The sequence below is a fragment of the Ruegeria sp. B1 genome (assembly GCF_056535885.1).
The window spans coordinates 961740-981723 of record NZ_JBQFJA010000001.1; the positions used below are offsets into that span (position 1 = coordinate 961740).

The 19984-nt window shown below is 58.4% G+C and carries 20 protein-coding genes; 9 read left to right on the forward strand and 11 right to left on the reverse strand.

The genetic code is table 11. The annotated features are described in order from the left end of the window. Positions 1–7: 7 nt before the first annotated feature. Genes ACR3ES_RS04610 through ACR3ES_RS04625 form a run of 4 tightly spaced genes read left to right on the forward strand, consistent with a single transcriptional unit; the run spans position 8 to position 4128 of the window. On the forward strand, positions 8–502 hold the full coding sequence (locus ACR3ES_RS04610) for a hypothetical protein (protein ID WP_170428219.1): 495 nt from the start codon (positions 8–10) through the stop codon (positions 500–502). Beyond that, entirely contained in the window at positions 499–1074 is a 576-nt protein-coding gene (locus ACR3ES_RS04615; RefSeq protein WP_170428216.1) for a magnesium transporter MgtE N-terminal domain-containing protein, read from the forward strand. Before ACR3ES_RS04610 ends, ACR3ES_RS04615 begins: the two co-directional genes overlap by 4 nt. Before the next feature lie 46 nt (positions 1075–1120). Beyond that, positions 1121–1990 carry a flagellar motor stator protein MotA gene (motA, locus tag ACR3ES_RS04620; RefSeq protein ID WP_170428214.1) on the forward strand — a complete coding sequence of 290 codons (870 nt, stop codon included), beginning with the start codon at positions 1121–1123 and terminating at the stop codon, positions 1988–1990. Further along, positions 1987–4128: a hypothetical protein gene (locus ACR3ES_RS04625; RefSeq protein WP_170428211.1), complete on the forward strand. Its 2142-nt coding sequence runs from the start codon at positions 1987–1989 to the stop codon at positions 4126–4128. The genes motA and ACR3ES_RS04625 overlap by 4 nt, the downstream gene beginning before the upstream one ends. Positions 4129–4226: 98 nt before the next feature. Here ACR3ES_RS04625 and ACR3ES_RS04630 read toward each other — a convergent pair whose 3' ends face one another. The 3 genes from ACR3ES_RS04630 to betB form a co-directional block, all read right to left on the reverse strand. Next, entirely contained in the window at positions 4227–5579 is a 1353-nt protein-coding gene (locus ACR3ES_RS04630; RefSeq protein WP_170428208.1) for an MmgE/PrpD family protein, read from the reverse strand. Continuing rightward, positions 5576–8020: a GcvT family protein gene (locus tag ACR3ES_RS04635; RefSeq protein WP_480424931.1), complete on the reverse strand. Its 2445-nt coding sequence runs from the start codon at positions 8018–8020 to the stop codon at positions 5576–5578. The genes ACR3ES_RS04630 and ACR3ES_RS04635 overlap by 4 nt, the downstream gene beginning before the upstream one ends. Before the next feature lie 148 nt (positions 8021–8168). Continuing rightward, the gene (betB, locus tag ACR3ES_RS04640) at positions 8169–9623 is read right to left on the reverse strand and encodes a betaine-aldehyde dehydrogenase (protein WP_170428203.1); all 1455 of its coding nucleotides are present in this window, start codon (positions 9621–9623) and stop codon (positions 8169–8171) included. Between the two features lie 177 nt (positions 9624–9800). Between betB and ACR3ES_RS04645 the strand changes: the two genes are divergently transcribed. Then, positions 9801–10130: a hypothetical protein gene (locus ACR3ES_RS04645; RefSeq protein ID WP_170428200.1), complete on the forward strand. Its 330-nt coding sequence runs from the start codon at positions 9801–9803 to the stop codon at positions 10128–10130. On the opposite strand, the gene ACR3ES_RS04650 is transcribed toward ACR3ES_RS04645, so the two are convergent. Both ACR3ES_RS04650 and trhO read right to left on the reverse strand, forming a co-directional pair. Beyond that, positions 10131–10634 carry a potassium channel family protein gene (locus ACR3ES_RS04650; RefSeq protein ID WP_170428197.1) on the reverse strand — a complete coding sequence of 168 codons (504 nt, stop codon included), beginning with the start codon at positions 10632–10634 and terminating at the stop codon, positions 10131–10133. Positions 10635–10709: 75 nt separating this feature from the next. Continuing rightward, entirely contained in the window at positions 10710–11615 is a 906-nt protein-coding gene (gene trhO, locus ACR3ES_RS04655) for an oxygen-dependent tRNA uridine(34) hydroxylase TrhO (RefSeq protein WP_170428194.1), read from the reverse strand. Positions 11616–11710: 95 nt separating this feature from the next. On the opposite strand from trhO, the gene pncA reads away from it, so the two are divergent. Beyond that, entirely contained in the window at positions 11711–12304 is a 594-nt protein-coding gene (gene pncA / locus ACR3ES_RS04660) for a bifunctional nicotinamidase/pyrazinamidase (RefSeq protein ID WP_170428191.1), read from the forward strand. Here the strand turns inward: pncA and ACR3ES_RS04665 are convergent. After that, positions 12301–12831: a hypothetical protein gene (locus tag ACR3ES_RS04665; RefSeq protein ID WP_170428188.1), complete on the reverse strand. Its 531-nt coding sequence runs from the start codon at positions 12829–12831 to the stop codon at positions 12301–12303. The two genes, pncA and ACR3ES_RS04665, sit on opposite strands and share 4 nt — an antisense overlap. A 165-nt stretch (positions 12832–12996) precedes the next feature. On the opposite strand from ACR3ES_RS04665, the gene pncB reads away from it, so the two are divergent. Beyond that, complete coding sequence (pncB, locus tag ACR3ES_RS04670; RefSeq protein WP_170428185.1) at positions 12997–14289, forward strand: nicotinate phosphoribosyltransferase; 1293 nt, start codon at positions 12997–12999, stop codon at positions 14287–14289. A 661-nt stretch (positions 14290–14950) separates the two neighbouring features. After that, the gene (locus ACR3ES_RS04675; RefSeq protein WP_170428182.1) at positions 14951–15298 is read left to right on the forward strand and encodes a hypothetical protein; all 348 of its coding nucleotides are present in this window, start codon (positions 14951–14953) and stop codon (positions 15296–15298) included. Positions 15299–15313: 15 nt separating this feature from the next. Here the strand turns inward: ACR3ES_RS04675 and ACR3ES_RS04680 are convergent, their stop codons facing one another. Both ACR3ES_RS04680 and ACR3ES_RS04685 read right to left on the reverse strand, forming a co-directional pair. Continuing rightward, positions 15314–15559 (reverse strand): zf-TFIIB domain-containing protein, encoded by a 246-nt coding sequence (locus ACR3ES_RS04680; RefSeq protein WP_170428179.1) that lies wholly within the window; start codon positions 15557–15559, stop codon positions 15314–15316. Positions 15560–15656: 97 nt separating this feature from the next. Then, complete coding sequence (locus ACR3ES_RS04685) at positions 15657–16082, reverse strand: excalibur calcium-binding domain-containing protein (RefSeq protein WP_480426457.1); 426 nt, start codon at positions 16080–16082, stop codon at positions 15657–15659. A 131-nt stretch (positions 16083–16213) separates the two neighbouring features. Between ACR3ES_RS04685 and ACR3ES_RS04690 the strand changes: the two genes are divergently transcribed. Beyond that, on the forward strand, positions 16214–16696 hold the full coding sequence (locus ACR3ES_RS04690) for a pyridoxamine 5'-phosphate oxidase family protein (RefSeq protein ID WP_170428173.1): 483 nt from the start codon (positions 16214–16216) through the stop codon (positions 16694–16696). Positions 16697–16699: 3 nt separating this feature from the next. On the opposite strand, the gene ACR3ES_RS04695 is transcribed toward ACR3ES_RS04690, so the two are convergent. From ACR3ES_RS04695 to ACR3ES_RS04705, 3 genes are all read right to left on the reverse strand, one after another. Further along, positions 16700–17107: a universal stress protein gene (locus ACR3ES_RS04695; protein WP_170428171.1), complete on the reverse strand. Its 408-nt coding sequence runs from the start codon at positions 17105–17107 to the stop codon at positions 16700–16702. A 65-nt stretch (positions 17108–17172) separates the two neighbouring features. Then, entirely contained in the window at positions 17173–17499 is a 327-nt protein-coding gene (locus ACR3ES_RS04700) for an antibiotic biosynthesis monooxygenase family protein (protein WP_170428168.1), read from the reverse strand. Between the two features lie 165 nt (positions 17500–17664). After that, on the reverse strand, positions 17665–19953 hold the full coding sequence (locus tag ACR3ES_RS04705) for a glycosyl hydrolase family 28-related protein (RefSeq protein WP_170428165.1): 2289 nt from the start codon (positions 19951–19953) through the stop codon (positions 17665–17667). Between the last annotated feature and the right edge of the window lie 31 nt (positions 19954–19984).

Below are 19984 nucleotides of genomic sequence, written 5' to 3' on the forward strand. Positions count from 1 at the left end.
GGCGGAATTGGAGCTTATAGCAGATATTTTGCTGGTTGCCGGAGCGCTGGGTGCCGGTCTTTACTGTTTCGTTCTGTCCCGTCGGCTAAAACGCTTTACCGATCTTGAAAAAGGCGTTGGAGGCGCGGTTGCGGTCCTGTCGTCGCAGGTGGATGAGCTCAAAAAATCGCTCGACAGTGCGCGCAACGCATCCGATCACTCGGGCGACCTTCTGAAAGACCTGACGCACAGGGCCGAGTCCGTGGCACAGCGTCTTGAATTGATGATGGCGTCCATGCATGACATCGTTCCCGCGGATGACAGCGTACCGGCCAGCCCGAAATCTCCGGATACCGATGACGGTCCAAACGACACTGAAACCGAAGGTTCGGTTTTCGATGAACCAAATGCCGCACCTGCTGTGATTGGACCAACGCCCACGACCAAATCCGACGCCGAAACGGCACCCAAGGGGGTGATGTTCCTCCGACATGATCGCAAGCAAAGCGAGACATCGGCATGATAGGTGCGTCGCCCCGGAGAGGCCCAACCCGCACTGTCAGTGGCGTATTGACAGTAATTTCCCTGCTGTTGCTGGGATCGGCGGCAATTCGGCTGGCATTGGAAACGGGACCAGCCTTTGCCACAAACGCTGATCCCGAGGCACCCAAATCCGAGCCCCTCGCACCCGACATGCAGGTTCTTTTAACAGAGCTTTTGCGCCGAGAAGAAGTATTGGAACAGCGCGAGGTTGCCTTGCAGGACAAGGAAAAGGCGCTGGAGATCGCCGATCAGGCCATTGAGACACGATTAATGGCTTTGCAGGAGGCCGAAGAAAAACTGCGCGCCACGCTGGTCATTGCCGAGCAGGCTGCTGAAACCGACCTGACACAGCTAACGGATGTGTATCAGAATATGAAGCCTAAAGACGCAGCCGCACTGTTTGAAACAATGGACCCGACCTTTGCCGCCGGATTTCTGTCGCGCATGCCTCCGGATGCGGCGGCTGGTGTTCTGGCCGGTCTCAACCCAGAGGCTGCCTATACGATCAGTGTTGTGATGGCGGGCCGCAACGCCAACGCGCCGGTGGAATGACGGTCATGGTCTTTAATCCCCTTTTCGATGTCGCCGGAGGTTTCAGATGATCGGGTTGTTTGGAATTGTCTTCATTTTTGTCATGGTCTTCGGCGGGTATCTTGCAGCCGGCGGAAAGATGGCGATCATTCTAAAGTCTTTGCCTTTCGAGATCATGATCATATGCGGGGCTGCGGTCGGGGCCTTTCTGATCGCCAATGACAAAAGCGCGATCAAACATACCATCAAGGATATGGGGAAGATCTTCAAAGGACCGAAGTGGAAGCCCGAAGACTATCGCGATCTGCTCTGCCTGTTGTTTTCCCTGATCAGGACTGCGCGAGCGAACCCAGTTGACCTGGAACAGCATATTGAGGAGCCGGAAAACTCGTCTCTGTTCTCGATCTACCCCAAAATTCAGGCGGACAAAGAGGCGGTAGACCTGATTTGTGATACGATGCGGTCGGCAGCGATGAACTATGACGACCCGCATCAGGTCGAGGAGGTTCTGGAAAAACGGATGGAGGCAAATTTCCATCATGCCATGCATTCCAGCCACGCGTTGCAGGTTGTCGCGGACGGCCTTCCTGCATTGGGAATCGTCGCTGCGGTTCTCGGCGTGATCAAGACTATGGGCTCAATCGATCAACCGCCCGAAGTTCTGGGAAAACTGATCGGCGGCGCGCTGGTCGGCACGTTTTTGGGCGTCTTTCTGTCCTACGGGTTGGTCGGACCATTTGCAGGTCGATTGAAAGCGGTCGTTGAAGAAGACAATCACTTTTATCAGCTCATCAAAGAGGTGCTTGTGGCCAATCTGCACAATCACAACGCCGCCATGTGCATTGAAGTCGGCCGTCAGAACACACCAACCCACAATCGTCCTGATTTTACCGAGTTGGAAGTGGCATTAAAGGAAATCAAGCAGGCGGCAGCATGATCCGGATATGTATTTTGGTTTCGCTGCTGGTCGCTGGCGCGACCGGCGCGGCATCCCGGGAAGTCACGGTCCGATCCGGCGAGCACGATGGCTACACGCGGCTTGTCGTTCAAGTACCGCCGGACACCGGCTGGGTACTGACACATCGTAAAAACGGGGCACGACTGTCCGTCGCGATAGATGGTGTGACGTTTGGTACTAGTTCCGTCTTTCGGCGGTTGTCATCCAATCGGCTGGCATCCGTGTCACAGACTCAGCCGGGCGCAGCGCTGGACTTGGAATTCGGCTGCGACTGCGTTGCGTCCGCATTTCTGTATCAGCAATCGATGATTGTGGTGGATATCGCGCCAGGAACTGTACTGCCGCCGCTGGCGTTCGATATTCCGGCGCCGGTTTTTCGAGACCCCGAACCCCGGGACACATCCGAGGTTCTGGGGCCCGCGCAGGCTATGGCTCTGCCCTTGCTGAACCTGAAAAGACAGGGATTTGAGGACGCATTGTCAACGCGCCTGCTGCAGGGGGCAGACCGGCAGATTCTGGACCTGAACCTCGCGACGGCCGGTCCGCGCGGTTCCGTTGCCGTTGAACTTTCGGCCGGTCCTCGGAGGTTGGGCGACAATGTCAATCTATCGACGGTGCTGGATGACGCGAGCGCTCCGCTAGGCATCGAACTGCAGCAGATCGAAACGGAACCGGTCTGTATTTCAAACGTCGGGCTTGGCTTTGACAGCTGGACCGACACGCGCCCATTCCCCGAGCAGGTGGCGGATTTAAGAGCCGGTTTGTTCCATGAATTTGACCGTATTGATCGCGAACGGGCTGTAGCGCTCGCCAAGCTCTACGCGTTTTATGGGTTTGGGGCTGAGGCGCTCCAGACTCTGAGTTTATTGGAAGCCAAGCCGGACGAAAGGGAGCGGGTAGCTGCGATTGCCGCCCTTGTGGACGACCAAAGGCCAACGCATCGGAACCCTTTTCGCGGTTTGCAACATTGCGAGAGTGACGCCGCTTTGTGGGCGGTTCTCAGCGAGCGGGCACTGTCGCCTGACGCCCGGTTGGAGGTGATCGAGCAATCCTTTGTGCGGCTGCCGGATCATTTGAGACGCACGTTAGGACCGGTCCTGTCGTCTATTCTTGTGGATGCGCAGGAACTGGAAGCCGCGCGTCGCGTTTTGCGCGCGGCCGAACGGGTTGAGTCAGACACTCCGCCGGAGTTGGCGCAGGCCAAGGCTCAAGTTGCGCAGGCCGAGGGAGATCCTGACCGTGCCGAAAACCTGTTGACCGAGGTCATAAGTGCGCCGGATGCTGCGACCGAGGCACCGATCGCCCTTGCTCGTCTGGTCGAAAAACGATGGGTGGATCGGGGCGCCGTATCGCCCCGGGAACTGGACCTCGCCGCCTCTTATGCGAAAGAACTGCGTCGCTCAGAAATCGGTCCGCTAATGGCGCGAACGCACGCAATTGCCTTGAGTCTGAACCAGCAGTTTGATGCAGCGTTGGCGCAGATTCAGACCCTTTCGGACAGTGCTGACCAAGTCGGGGCTTTGAACCGCCATTTGCAAGTGCTTGCCGAACGGTCGGATGACCTGACTTTCCTGCGCCAGACGGTTGGAATGTCGCAAGAAATGACCGGCTCACTGACAACTGAAACAGCCATTGCCTTATCAGATAGGTTGGCGGCGCTGGGGTTCTCTGCTCAGGCGCGGCACCTGGCCGGCAGACCGCAGGACAGTATCCGACGAGCAGAGAGGGCCCGGCTGCGCGCCCGCGCAGCGTTGGCGGATGACAGACCGCATCAGGCAATGCTGGACCTGTCCGGAGACGAGTCGCCCGAGGCGTTGTCCCTGAGGGTTCAGGCCTTGCAGGCGACCGGTGATTTTGAGGCCGCGGGCTCAATCCTGCGCGATCTGGGCGAAACCGAGGCCGCCAATCGACTGTTCTGGCTGGCGGGGCTTGGAGAGAATGTTACCGCAGACCCGGTCGATCAGTATGCCGCATTGAACGGTGCAACCCAAACGCTGTCGAACCCGGCGGAGCGGCAACCCGACAAACCATTGGCCGATGCAGCGTATCTGTTGAAGGACAGCGCCGAGATACGGCAGGTGATCGCCGGCATGATGGATGCGGTCCAACTGCCATAACGTCGCTCTTCGCTACACAACCGGAACGCAAACACTTTGGCGGGGAAGACTGGGTAGCAGCGCGACCATGCGCCCATTGTAAAACTGAATTACTTCTATCAGGGCATCACAGGCGCGTAGATAAGGTTGGCCAGATCAGCATAGCGCGATCCGGGTTTCGTCCAACTCAAAATGGTTGCGCTGATGTCTTCTGCCCGTTTGTCGCCAATAACAGGCGATGCGTACTGGTGGAATTTCTTCATGACATCTTCTTTGTCCAGCGGTGCCTCGGGCCCGCCGCGGGCATTGACATCGCCCGAGGTCAGGATGCGACCGTCCGAGGTGGTAATCTCAACATCCGCCCAGCGCCCCTGCGGGAAACGCGCATTGTGCCGGTCACGCTCAGCGACGTGAATGCGTGACATCAACCCGGCCACATCCGGGTCGGTTAAACCCGAACCCGAGATGTGCCTGGCCTCAATACGGCCATGCACCGCCTGAACAGCCACGGCGAAGGCCAGCGAATATTGTGCTTGCGATGTAGTGTCCGGGATGCCCGCGTAAAGGCAAACTGCCTCGTTGAAACTGTGGATATGCACCGCCTCAATCTGGTCATGGATCAAACCGTGCTCCTGCATAACCGCGCGCAGGCCATCAATGGCAGCATGGGCCCATCGGCAAATCGGATAAGGTTTGATGTATTGATGTTCGACCTGCCAGAACTGGCCCAGATTCGCCCAGTGCGGCGCGACCACGTCGGCCTCGATGGTGATCGCAGGGGCGCCGGTAAATCCCTGCTCGGCAAGGATCGCCGCCGACATTCCGACCATGGCACCCCAACCCGAGCCGTCATGCAGCATTGTCGGATTTGCAATCTCGCGCATCATCTGACTGCGGGGCCCATGGTACTCGGCGATGCCCATTGCCTGACGCATGGTTTCCGGTGAGTGCCCGCGCAATCGCGCGGCCATCGCAACAACACCCAGCGCATTCCATGCGCCGGATGTGTGGTAATCGCTGACGCTTGCATGCAGCGACAGACCGGCCCGCCCGGCAATCTCGTACCCGGTGACAACAGCTGCCAGAGCGTCCGGGCCGCTCAGATCCGGACAGTGTTCCGCAAGAGCGGCCAGCGCGGGCAAAACGACGACCCCGATGTGACCCTTGGTCGGATTGTAACCGTCATGGCCGTCCAGATTGTCCGTCTGCGTGGCCGCGGCATAGGCCGCTCCGGCCAAGCTGACCCTTCGCCCGTCGAACATCATGCGGGCGCTGTGGGACGGATCGGTGCTGCCATACAGTAATGCGGCAGTATCGCGGGCAATCACACCGGCCTCCATCGGGCCCGAAGCGATCAGGACACCCATCGTGTCCAGCATCAGCAGCGCCGCAGCCTCGCGCGCGCTGGCCGGAAAATCCTTCACCGACCGGTTGAGGGTAAACTCGGCGATGCGGGTGAACGTATCCGTCACTTGACCGGCTCCATCACCGATGCCCGGATGTCCCGCAGGCGCAACCCATCCGGATCGAACGGTGGTTTGGCAAGAACCCGGGCGGTGTGCGGTTTGCCGAGGATGAATATCTCGACCGTATCGCCGGGCTCTGCCAGTTTGGGGTCCGCATATCCGATTGCCAGCGATTTGCCGACCGAATACCCATAAGCCCCCGACGTCACGCGCCCAACGGATCGTCCGTCTGGTGTGAAAATCGGCTCGCCACCTGCTGCATCGGCATCTTTGGCGTCTACCTCAAAGATCGACAACACTTCCCGCGGGGCATTGTCCCTGACGGACAAATAGGCGTCTTTGTGCAGAAACTCTTTGTCCAGCTTGACCAACCCGGCCAGACCAACTTCCTGCGGCCAGTATTCCTGCGAGTATTCGCGGCCCCAAGAGCCATAGCCCTTTTCGATACGCAAGGACCCCAGCGCGCGCCCCCCCACCGGACCGCCACACAGTTCCTTGGCAGCCTCCAAAAGCGCCGTATAGAGCTGGATCTGATCCTCTTCGGCACAATGCAGTTCCCATCCCAGATCACCGGTAAAACTGACACGGATTGCCAGACAGGTGACCCCCGCCACCTCAATGGTCCGCGATCGCATAAACCGGAAGGCGTCGTTGGACAGATCCGTATTCGTCAAACGCTGTAGAACCTCGCGGGATTTGGGCCCGGCCACATTGAAGCCGGCAATGCGATCAGTGGCAATCTCGAACGTTGTATCCTTGGGGAGGTCCACCATGTTGAAGAATCGCTGATGATAGCGTTCGGCCATACCGGAACCGATCATCATGTAGTTGTCTTCAGCAACTTTGGTGATGGTAAAGTCACCCGCCACGCCACCCCGGACCGAAATCAGCGGCGTCAGGCAAGAGCGACCAACCTCGGTCGGCACGCGGTTCGCGACCAGACGATCCAGCCAGGCATGGGCGCCCGGTCCTTTAGCAACGTAGTTTGCGAAATTCGAGATATCGATAATGCCCACGCTTTCGCGCAGCATCCGGACCTCGCGCCCAACCGGCTCCCACCAGTTTTGGCGTGTGAAGCCATTGGTTTCCACCGCGCCGGGCTGATCGGCGAACCAGAGAGGGTGTTCCCAGCCGCAGTTGAGCCCAAAGACGCAACCCATGTCCTTTTGCATTTCATAAGCGGGGCGCACGCGGGCCGGTCGGCCCGCGCTGCGTTCTTCGTTGGGAAAATGGATGGCAAAGCGGTGCACATACTGATCCTCGACCCGCGCCTTGGTGAACTTTTTATCGGCCCAATCGCCAAATCCCGCCAGATCCCAGGCAAACATGTCGTATTGCGGTTCACCCTCGATCATCCATTGCGCAGACAACAAGCCAAGTCCACCCGACTGCGAAAAGCCGGGGATGATACCGGTGCAACAGAAATAGTTCTGCAGCTCGGGCACCGGGCCCCAGATCGCATTCGAATCCGGAGACCAGATCATCGGCCCGTTGATGACCCGTTTGACCCCTGCAGTGGCAGCCACTGGCACGCGTTCCGTCGCGCGGATGACGTTTTTCATGATCCGGTCCAGATCGTCGGGAAAGAGGTCATGAGCGAAATCCAACGGTGTGCCGTCTTCCGCCCAGAACCGCATGTCCTTCTCATACGCCCCGATCAGCAGCCCGTTGCCTTCCTGCCGGAAGTAATATTCGCCGTCGCGGTCGGCGATCGACGGCAGACGACGGCCCAGAGTGGCAACTTCGTCAATCGCCTCGGTGACAAAATACTGGTGTTCAGTCGGTTGCAACGGCAACTCGATACCGGCCAGCGCGGCAACCTCGCGCCCCCACAGACCACCCGCATTGACCACCCATTGCGTTCGGATATCGCCCTTTTCGGTGCGCACGACCCAACTGCCGTCTGGCTGCTGATCAGTGCCTATCACAGGGCAAAACCGCTCAATGGTGGCACCCATCGCCCGGGCACCGGCGGCGTAGGCATGGGTCACACCCGAGGGGTCCACGTTGCCGCCATCTGGTTCAAACATGATACAGCGGATGTCGTCGAACTGGGCCAGCGGGTGCAGTTTCATCGCCTGTTCGCGGCTGATCTCGTAGAAATTCAGACCGTAGAATTTCGCTTTGGCTTCCTGAAGGCGCAACTGGTGCTCTCGGTCTTCGGCCTGGGCCAGATAGAGAGACCCCGATTGGAACACCCCGCAGCCCTGCCCGGTTTCCTTCTCCAGCTTTTTGTACAGGTTCATCGTATAGTGCTGGATACGGGTAATGTTGTTGTTGTCGTGCAGCCCATGAATGTTCGCTGCCGCATGCCAGGTCGAGCCGCTGGTCAACTCGTCCCGTTCCAGCAGGATCACATCGGTCCATCCAGGCTTGGCAAGGTGGTAGAGGATCGAACATCCGACCAGGCCTCCTCCGATCACAACGGCCTGTGCGTGGGTTTTCATAGGACAATTCTCCTGTAATGCGGGCCTCTCAGAGCGGCTCGGATACAAGAAAGTCAGCCATAGGTCGGATGGGGCTTGTGCTCTGTTCCCGACGCGAAATGTCGGGAACAGAGGTTTTTAAACCCAAAAACTCTCATGTGAAGTTGAGTTAGTAGGGTGCCTCGATATCATTCATGGACACGTAGACGGTCTTCATTTCACTGAAATGATTGATCGCCAGTTTCGAGTTTTCGCGCCCGACACCTGACATCTTGGACCCGCCAAACGGAGCTTCGACGGGCGCATTGTTGTAGGTGTTGATGTAGCAGGTGCCCGCCTCGAATGCAGCCACGATACGGTGAGCCCGGGTCAGGTCATTGGTGAAAACACCGGCCGCCAGCCCGAATTCGGTTCCGTTGGCGCGGGCCAACACGTCCTCCTCGGTGTCGAAATCAAGCACCGACATCACCGGGCCAAAGATTTCCTCGCGCGCGATTGTCATATCGTCGGTGACATCTGCAAAAACGGTGGGCTGAATATAAAAGCCCTCGCCATCGATCCGCGCGCCGCCATGGACCAGCCGTGCCCCTTCCGCCTTGCCCTTTTCGATGTATCCCAAAGCAATATTCATCTGGTTTTCGCTGACCATCGGACCAAAATTCACCGCTTCGTCGAGCGGGTCACCGATCTTGGCCGTAGCAAGGCGTTCGGACAGACGGGTCAGAAAGGCCTCTCTGATCCCTTTTTGCACAAAGACACGTGTGCCGTTCGAGCAGACCTGCCCCGAGGAATAGAAATTGCCAAGGATCGCACCCGACACCGCATTTTCGATGTCCGCATCGTCGAACACGATCATCGGGGATTTGCCGCCCAGTTCCATCGTCACATGCTTCATCCCATCGGCCGCAGCAGCATAGACTTTACGCCCGGTTGGAACCGATCCCGTCAACGACACCTTGGCCACGCGCGGGTCGGTGACCAGCGCGGCCCCCACGTCTCCGTAACCTTGAACGACATTGTAGATGCCCTTGGGTGCACCGGCCTCGACCAGAATCTCCGCAACTTGCAATGCGGATAAAGGCGTGGTCTCGGAGGGTTTGAATATCATAGCGTTGCCGCAGGCCAGCGCCGGGGCGCCTTTCCAACAGGCGATCTGGGTCGGATAATTCCAGGCCCCGATTCCAACGCAAACGCCCAGCGCTTCGCGGATGGTGTAGACAAAATCACCGCCGCCCAGCGGGATGTGCTCACCGGTCAGGGACGCGGCCAACCCACCGAAATACTCCAGTGCATCCGCGCCACTTGTAGCGTCCGCCACCAGGGTCTCCTGCAGGGGCTTGCCGGTGTCGTGCGTCTCGATAACGGACAATTCACGGTTACGCGCGCGCATGATGTCAGCCGCACGTCGCAGCACCCGCCCGCGCTCGGTTCCGGACAGAGCCTCCCAGGCGGATTGGGCTTCTTTTGCACTATTTAGAGCCTTTTCCACGATAGCAGGCGTAGCGGAATGCAGCCGGGCGATCACCTCGCCGGTGGCAGGAAACACAACGTTGATTTCGGTGCCGTCGGTGTCTTCGACATACGCGCCGTCGATGAAGTGACTGGCGGTGGGTTGAAATCTCATGGAATCGTCCTTTGATCTGTGTTGGACGCGCAGATAACGCGCGCCGAATATGGTCGCAAGACGACGGGACAGGCTGGTTTGAAAACGGCACGCCAAGTGTCGCGATCAGCAGAAATCTTGAAACAGTTCCGAGAATGTTCTATATTTGTTCTCACGTGGAACAAAGGTTAATGAGCCATGTCCAACGCTGCCCGTCAAAGCTGGTTCGACGCGCCCAGCAACGATTATCACCTGTTACCGGTTACCGACCGGCAAATACGTTATGCCCGCGCGATTGCAGAAAAATCGGCGCTTGAGATTCCGGTCGAGGCGCAACGTGATCGCAAATCCATGTCGGACTGGATCTCGGCAAACAAACCGCAGGATCCCTCGCCCTTTGCCAACTACCCGACCGGCAAGCAGGTTGCCTTTGCCGAACGGATCTCGCGCAGCAAACGGCGCCCGATCCCGTCGGAATGTTTTCGCGACAAACAGATGATGTCGCGCTGGATCGATAAGAACCGATAATCAGTGATGGGTGTGGGTGCGCGCGTATATGCTGACTGCCGCCGCCACAAACATGCCAAGCAGAATGTATCCGGTGACGGCCTCGGCCGCGGCAAGGCCCCTGCACAGGCCGACAGGGGTCAGATCGCCGTATCCCACGGTAGTAAACGTGACATATGAGAAATACAGCACGTCCGCAGGCCCGTTTGCACCAAGAACGCAAAGATCATTGTACCCGAATGCCCCGTACACAGCGGCGAATAGAAACGGGACCACCTGAATAAAGGACACACCCATCAGGAACAAAAGCCGGCGAGGTGACCTGACCTGCGTTACGTAGAACCAGGATTGCGAAACGATCCAAACTACCAGTCCCACTGCAGCAACCGTGCCGATGGTGTCCCCTGCGGTTGCATCACTGAGACGAGACAGCCCGAACCACGCCAGAAAGCTGGCCAAAACCAGCCCAAGCGCTGCAACCAGCGTCGATTTCCATTCTTCCAAAGTTCTGGGTTCGCGGGACATGCGCGCTCCAATTGGCTGATTTGCAGGCAATCTTCGGGGTTCGAGCCGATCACCGCAACCCGAATTCCGTGCCAGTCAGTCTGAACCCAGGTGCTCGACCCCACGCGCACGGGCCAGCAGGATTTGTTTCTGCCGTTCGCGGAATCGCCCCTTGTCCACCTCGGATGTCTCGTTGATGCACTGGTGACAACACACACCATGCTCGTATTCCGGGCGCTTCATGTCCTCGGGCAGAATCGGGCGTCGACACCCGTGGCACAGGTTGTGCGGCCCTTCGACCAGCCCGTGCCCCACGGACACGCGGTTGTCGAAGACGAAGCATTCGCCATGCCACGCACTGTCCTCGGCCGGCATTTCTTCGAGATAGCGCAGGATGCCGCCTTTCAGGTGATAGACATCCTCAACCCCCTGCCCTAGCAGGTAGTTGGTGGATTTTTCGCACCGAATGCCGCCTGTGCAGAACATGGCAACACGTTTATTGTGAAAGCGGTCTTTGTTTGCCTCCCACCAGGCCGGAAAGTCCCGAAAGCTGGCAGTTTCAGGGTCTATTGCGCCTTCAAATGTGCCAATCGCCACCTCGTAGTCATTGCGCGTATCAATGACCACCACATCGTCCGAGCGGATCAGATCGTTCCATTCCTGCGGTTCGACATAGTTGCCGACGCGGGCGCGCGGGTCGATATCCGGCTGGCCCATGGTCACGATCTCTTTTTTTAGACGCACCTTCATTTTGCCAAACGGCGGGTGATCGGCGGTCGCCTCTTTCCACTCCAGATCCGCGCAGCCGGGCAACGCACGGATATGGGCCAACACTGCGTCGATCCCGGCACGGGGGCCAGCGATCGTGCCGTTGATCCCCTCTTGCGCCAACAGCAAAGTGCCTTTGACCGATTGTGCACAGCAAAGTTTTGCCAAAGGCGCACGCAGGGCAATGTGATCCGGGAACCGGGTAAAGTGATAGAGGGCAGCGATCGTGTACATGCGCGCGGTCTAAACCTGCAGGCACAGAGTCGCAAGAGACCGCATTGACGCCCCGCGTCCGGCCCCCTACCGATAGGGCATCCAAGGAGGCCACCATGACCCACGCGCTGATCGTAATCGACGTCCAGAACGATTTTTGCCCCGGCGGCGCGCTGGCCGTGGCAGGCGGTGACGAGATCGTTGCACCGATCAATGCCATGATGGATGAGTTTGACGCCGTGATCCTGACGCAGGATTGGCACCCCGCTGGTCATTCGTCGTTCGCCAGTTCACATTCGGGCAAGGCGCCGTTCGAGATGGCCGACATGCCCTATGGGCCTCAGGTCCTGTGGCCGGATCACTGCGTTCAGGGCTCCGATGGGGCAGCATTCCACCCTGATCTGCGCACCGATGGCGACCTGATCCTGCGCAAGGGCTTCCGCAGTGCCATCGACAGTTACTCTGCCTTTTTTGAGAACGACCAGACTACGCCAACCGGCCTGAAAGGCTATCTGGAAACGCGCGGGATCGGCCAACTCACCATGGTCGGATTGGCAACCGATTTCTGTGTGCACTATTCGGCTGTCGACGCGGCCAAGCTTGGCTTTGATGTCACCGTCCAGCTAAGCGCGTGCCGTGCGATTGACATGGACGGCTCGCTTGCGGTGGCACAACAGGCCATGCGGGATGTCGGCGTTGCATTGACCTAAGGCGACGCGCCGGCTGCAGCCAGATACTTGAACAACGCAAACAAAATGACCGCCAGCCCCAGCGCAAAACCAATCCGACCGGGCAGTGCGCGCCGTTTCGGTTTACTCTCAGTTCGCTGCGGGACTTTCCGCCGAACAGGCCGGACACGCACAACACCGGCCTTGGGTCGCGCGCGCCGAACACAGTCCAGGAACTGCCACAGATCGAACTCACCGCAATATTCGCCTTGCACGCCCCGGCTTTTGATATTGGCGAACAAAGCGCGCAAAATCCTGTCCCGGTCCGGCAGGTCCTCGGGCGGATACACGCCGGACGCGATGCCGCTGACATGGTCGTCCAGACCAAACCCGGCATCCAGAAACATCTTGCGGATTTTTGGTGACGCGCCGCGCAGGGCATCTGCGGTTTTGATGTCCCGAAACAGCGCAAGAACCACGGCACCGTCTTTATCATCAGGTCCCGTGTCTTCGGTGTCTATGTCGCCAAATGTCTTCTTAACAATGTCAAAATCGTACTCGAGACTCATTCACCAACTTCAACCTTTTCGTTCCATCCCCACACTTCACTAATTGGCGAACAGAACGCACAATATGCCCGCAATGTGACTTGAGCTGGGCATTGTCACCAATTCAGCGACTCTTGCCATTCACGGTGTCGATTGATCTAACAACGGAAATCGCAGGAGTTCCCCATGGTCGACATCGCGACCCGTGTCTACAATCACAAATGGAAGATCGACCCGATTGTGCGGTCTTTGATCGACACAGACTTCTACAAACTGCTGATGTGCCAGTCAGTGTTTCGAAACAAGCCTCAAACAGATGTCGTTTTTTCACTGATCAACCGCTCGAATCACGTACCTCTGGCCCGTCTGATCGACGAGGGAGAGCTGCGCGAACAGCTTGATCACATCCGGTCGCTCAGCCTCAGCCGGGGCGAGAGCACCTGGCTGCGCGGCAACATGTTCTACGGCAAGCGCCAGATGTTCCGCTCGGATTTCATGGAGTGGTTCGAAGATCTGCGCCTGCCTCCCTATCACCTTGAGCGGAAAGGCGATCAGTATGAACTGACCTTCGAGGGCAAATGGCACGAGGTCATGCTGTGGGAGATTCCGGCACTGGCAGTGCTGATGGAACTGCGATCACGCGCGGTCATCAATCAGATGCGCCGCTTTGAATTGCAGGTGTTGTACGCCCGCGCCATGACCCGTGTCTGGCAGAAAATCGAACAGTTGGGCGCAATTGACGGCCTGGGCATCGCTGATTTCGGGACGCGGCGGCGGCATTCGTTTCTCTGGCAGGATTGGTGTGTCCAGGCGATGATCGAAGGGCTGGGCGGCTCGTTTACCGGTACCTCGAATTGCCTGATTGCCATGCGCCGCGAGGTTGAGGCCATCGGGACAAACGCGCATGAGTTGCCGATGGTGTATTCAGCGCTGGCCAACAGTGACGCGGAACTGGCGCAGGCGCCCTATGATGTTCTGAGCGATTGGCATGACGAGCATGACGGCAATCTGCGGATCATTTTGCCGGACACGTACGGCACCAAGGGGTTTCTGGATCGTGCGCCTGACTGGCTGGCGGGGTGGACGGGTATCCGCATCGACAGCGGCGATCCGGCGGCAGGCGCCGAAATCGCCATCGGCTGGTGGAAATCGCGCGGCGAAGATCCAAAAGACAAGCGGATCATCTTCTCGGACGGTCTGGACGTGGACAAGATTCACGAGTTGCACGCCCAGTTTACCGAGCGCGCCAATATCTCGTTTGGCTGGGGCACCTTGCTCACCAATGATTTCCGGGGTCTCGTGCCCAATGACGCCTTGGCGCCGTTTTCTCTGGTCTGCAAGGCGGTGTCGGCGAATGGGCGCCCGACCGTAAAGCTGTCGGACAACCCGGAAAAGGCCATGGGTCCGTCCGACCAAATCGAGCGATACAAGCGGGTGTTTGGCGTTGGCGCGCAGGAGGCGATCGAGGTGATTGTATAATACCCAGAGTCCAAAAGGAATCTGGAATTAGCGTCGGCTTTGGTCTCTGTTCTTTTTTTTAGGTCACAGGATATGCCTCAGGGCAAAGGCCGTGTGCTCAATACCCCTTGGGAGCGACCCGTTCCAAGCATTTCAGATGTCCGGAAAATCAAACGAATTCAGCTGGGTGCCTCACTCTGGCGTGCGATGGCTTGCTTCGGGCTGACTGTCGCTGGCGTAAGCTGGCTTTCGTTGGCTTTGGCTTGCTTTTGCTGGCGCGAGGCTGGCTTTTGCGTGCTGTTGCTTACGATAGCTTGCTGCAGCTGGGTTCCTGTGAATCCGTTATATGCCGGATACAAGAGCAACCAACGCAATGTCAATAAAAAATCGAATAAAAACATATAGTTGACATATTTTATCGGGTATTCTCACCGCAAAAACACTGGGGTTGCTCGGGGCCGCGGCGTCTTCAGCGCCCGGCAAGACGGCCGACATTCCGCACGGACGCAGCTGAAACGGTTGTACCGCTCTGCATATTGAACGGCAGCCCTCTCATGCGCAGAACTTGCCAAACGGTCTGACACGACTAGCTTCACCGGATGCGTGTTCTTGTACTCAGCCTGCTCCTCGGCACACCTGCACAGGCGTGGGAAGCCACGGTTTTGGACAGATCTGTACCCTGGTGCATGACACCGACACGGCGCGTATCTTTCTGACCTACGATCCCGGTCGTCCGCTCTACACCCTCACTATTACCCGCTTGGACGGTGGCTGGGCCGAGGCGCCTTGGTTTGCCATGCGGTTTGACGGCTCTCGCACAATCGACATTGCGACTGCGCGCCACACGCTTTCACCGGATGCATCCACACTAACGGTCACCGATACGGGGTTCGGGAACGTGCTGGACGGGTTGGAATACAACGAAACGGCCTATGCCTTTACGCAGGATCAGGTCACGCAATTCCCGCTAGGCGGTGCGGCACCGGAGGTTCAGATTTTCCGCGACTGCGCCGGTGCGCAGCTGTCCTGAGACTAACAGCCGGGCTCAGAAATCGAACAGCTCGTCAAGAAAACCGCCGCGTTTCTTCTTTTTGCGGTATCCGTGATCTGACCGGTCGTCGTAGCGCTGGCGCGGCGGAGGCGGAGGTGCGTTATAGGAAGCCGATCTTTCGATGATCTTGTCCAACTCGCCTCGGTCCAGCCATACACCTCGGCATTGCGGGCAGTAGTCTATCTCGACCCCGCTGCGGTCGGCGATCACCAAGTCGGCTCCATCAATCGGACATTTCATCAGACGCTCTCCTGTTGCTGTCAAAATGAAATGGGGCGCGCCGTCCCAATGTCACCCCGTCTGCGACCAAGTACCCCGGTCCGGCCAAGAGACAGGATCAGGGGCGCACGAACTTGGCGTTGCCAACCGCGCGCTGGGTCGGCGCACTGGTTGATGGCGGCGTGCTTTGTGGTGTGGCGCTCTGGATGGGTTGCAGACCAACCGAGCCGCAAGCCACCCCGTCCCCATCCGGGTCGTTGCGCTTGTGATACCCCGCCTGGCCCTCACGAAACGGGCCAAAACCCAGGGCCTCTACCGTATCGCAGCCTGCCATAGCCAGAAGGTGCAGCACCGCCTCGTTCCGGTCATAGTCGGAGATGCGTAAAAAGATGCCGGCCGAGACCACACCGACGGTCAGCGGCAGCAACAAAACCATCAAGATGATACGCACGGGCGACAAGGCCTCGCGCCGCGTTGCATCGGCACGGCGCTGTCGTTTGGACGGAGGCATATCCGCCTCTTCGTGCACAGATTTTCCAACCATGATGCGCAATGGATACATCGGATTTGTGGCAATGCGAAGGCAGCAAATAGGAGTCATCGACGCGCAGGGCTCGCATAGAGCCCGGCGCGTGTGTATCACTGAGAAAATCTCGAACAACCGGACCGAGGCACGTGACCAAAACCGACCCCTATCGCCAAACGGATGACGCGGCCCGGACCCTTGCGCGGGACCTGATAAAGACGGCAACCCATGCATCGCTGTCGTTTCTGCGCCCCGACAATGGCTTGCCATCTGTCTCGCGCATCGCGCTGGCAACCGACGATCTGGGGCGGCCCGTGACGCTGATCTCGACGCTGTCGGATCACACAAGAGCATTGCAGAACGACCCTGCCTGTTCACTTTTGGTTGGCGAGCCGGGCGGCACGGGCGACCCGCTGACCCATCCGCGCCTGACGCTACATGCGACCGCCCTGCCGATCCCGCGCGGCACGGCAGAGCACGACACCCTGCGCGAGAGATACCTGCGCCTGCGCCCCAAGGCGAAGCTCTATATCGACTTCGCGGATTTCAGTTTTGTCCGCTTTGACGTCCACGACGGCTTGCTGAACGGCGGGTTTGGCAAAGCCTACCGCTTGACTGCCGCGGATTTCTGACCGTTAGCGGACGACGTGTACCGCACATTTGGCATGCCGCACGACATGTGCCGCAGTGGATCCGAGCAACAAATCCTGCATCCCCGGCCGGTGCGAGGCCATGATGATAAGGTCCGGTTCGTTTACCTCGACCCAATCCAAAATCGTCCGTCCGGAATGCCCCTCAACAACAACACCCTTCGCCCCTGGAACCTTTGCGGCCAGATTATCCAGTTCGGTTTGAATGGCCTTGCGCGCTTCTTTCAGGTACTCGGAGGGCATATAGGATATCGCATAGTTCGGAATGTGCTCGACCACATGCAGCAGGATTACCTGCGCATCAGGTGTCGCCAACACCTGCGCAAGTTTCAACGGAGCCGACGTATCGCGCTCGGCATCGAAGGAAATCGGGACAAGGATTTTGTGATACATAACGCGGGACTCCATTTCTGCGCGTTTAGCTTGCCCCGAACATCCGGTTTGGGCTTTGATCCATATCAGGGATCGTCAAATGTTTCTGCGACGTCATACATGACAGGTTCGAAACTCTTGCACAATTCGTTGATCTTGCGGTTTCGGTCGCGCATCTCGGGTGTGCGCAACATGGCCAGAAAGTCTTCGCGCCGCCGCCATTGCGAGTAATTGGCGATGCGGGTCTGGGCGTCGTTGACATGTAATCCGGCGGCAACAAAACCGGGTTGTTTGGAAATGAAATTGGAATAGGCATCCGTCAACGCTTCCAAGAGATCTTGGCAGGTTCCGGGGGTCATTTCGAATGTTGTAATCACAGTCTGCACGCTGGCATTTTTGGCTATGTTAGGCATCTGAATCCTCCATTGGCTGATCCGAGCCTAACACAGCTTTTTGAAAGGTATCACGTTTCCAGGGCAGGCAGACCTGTTTCTCGCCCCCGTCGGATAGCGCGGTCAATCATCCAACCTGGACCGATAGGGGACAAAGCCGCCCGGGCGGGACGGCTTTGGATTGACTCAGCTTTCAATGCGCATCATCACCGACACTTCACCCTTCAGATTTTCCTGCCAGCGCAGTTGCACCGCATCCCCGTTGCTGCCTTGCTCGACATCGACGTATGGCGCAGTGTAGCGCGTCGTGTTCAATACGGTTCTGAGGGGTCCCAGAGCGGTCACAGCATCACAATTGCGGGCCTTTCCCCCAAAGGGCAAGCGGCTTTGCGATCCGACCGTCCAAACCTGGGCGGGGCTGTTCTGGGTGTGACGCACCCGCAGCGGGTTTTCCACCTTGGCCGAAATTCCGTGATAGGTGTTGTTTCTGAAGGTGACATTGAGATGTCGATTGCTGTCGAGATCGGCAAATGTCGTGTCCACCCGCTCCGCCCGGTCCAGATCGCTGCTGTTAGAGCGGAACTTGTTGCCGGTCACGGCCAGCCCGTTCAGGAAATGCCCCGGACCGTGCGGACGGATAACGATATAGCTGAACCATGGCGGCGCTTCGCTGGAATAGAAAATGTTGTCGGTGATACTCATCGCGCTGAACGAGTACCCGGCGGTGTATGTGGGCACTGAATCCCGCTCGTTCGTCCACTCGACAAAGCAGTTGTCGACATAGTTCTCGGCTATGGTCGAGCTGTTGTAAGGTCCGATCATGATCAGCCCGGCGGTTCTGACACCAAGCGGAATACTGTCTCCCTGAAAGAAGTGGTTGCCCAGAACCATATTGTTGTCACCCGCCAGCACCGCAAAGTGCTTGAACCGGACGGCCCGATTGTGCCGGATCTTCACGTCGTTGGCGTTGGTGTTCAGTGCAATCGAATTGCGATCCGGGACAATGAAGGATTCTTCGCTGGACAGGAACTGGCAATTGTCGATCAGCATGCCCTTGCACCCGGTCCCAAACGAGGTGATGCCGCGATCCAGCGGTCTGCTGACAAAGCAATCGGTAAGGGAAAACGTGCTGCCCGACGGCGCCAGACGGATCCCGCTGCATCGACCGTTACACTGGAACTCAATCTGCTCCATGCCGAATTTTCGCAAAACGGCGAAGCCACCGAAATCTAGCAGGTATTTGAACGACACGAACGTGTAGGTCTGGGTGCCAGAAGCGTCATAGATCGGCGCATTCAGGGTGATCTCACCCGCGCCTACATCCTTCGACCGCACGTATATCTCACGCCCAACCCCATTGCCCTGCACCAGCGATCCCACCGGAATGTTGGCCACGTTGGCCACATTTGTCAGGCGGGTGGAATCCGCTGGATCGTACGTCGCGACCGAGGTAAAGGTCTCGGTATCCCAGGCCGAGCTGCTTTTGACATCGAACTGGCCGTTACGCACGATCCGTCGCGTGGAAAAACCACTCTGTTTGTTGGGCACAGCGGCAGCCATATCTATCGGCCCCGTGACGGCAATCTTGCGCCCACCCAGATCCAGCGATTCATGATCTGAATTGTTCAGCAGCGCCTGAAACGCCTTTTTGAACGCCAGCTCCTCGTCGCCAAAGGCCGAGATATAGCTGGGCAGGTCGAAATTCTTGGTCAGCAACAGCATCTTGTCGTCGGGCATCGTGACCGTGCCTTCGAAATCCATCTCAGATGCCATGCTAGTGGTTTCGGCCAGCAGATAAGAGCCCTGAGGCACATAAACCCGGCGCCCGCCCGCCGCCTGATCCGCCGCCTCGAACGCCGCCGAGTCATCGGTCAAACCATCTCCGACGGCCCCGAAATCACGCACGTCGACGATGCTGATCATCTCGCGCAGGAAGACACCGGTGACATCGGTGATTTCAATGTCATCGACCCGCACCAGCGCGCCATTCGCCCCCTCGATATCCAGACCGAAATGCCCATAGAGCGCGGCAACCCCCCATGGCATGTCCACGCCAGGGCGCTGCCCAGTGCCCACGATCGCCGTGATCTCGAGCACGGTGCCATAGCCTGACAGTTGGGTCGCCGGGCCCTGCTCGACCAAGCCCGTCACATGCGCATCACCTGCACCTCCGGCCCAGCCAGCAATCCGAACCTCGGGCAGCGGGCCGCTGATCGCTTTGACCCGCGCCTTGATCTGCAGGTAACACCCCGGCAGCAACGGCGTTTGGCCCATGTATCGCAACTGCTGCGTTGCATTGACCTTCAGTATCTCGAGACAACCCCCAAAATCCGCGTCAGCTGGCACAAACGCCCCGGTCCCCGACCCCTCATAGGTCGGTGATCCGGGCGTTCCGTCGCCGGCGGACCACACGCCCAGACCATTCGCGAATTGAGGCGGCATGAACACTATGCCGTCGGTGATTGCCTTGTTCATAGAAATCCCTTTCCCAATCGCGCCGCATGCC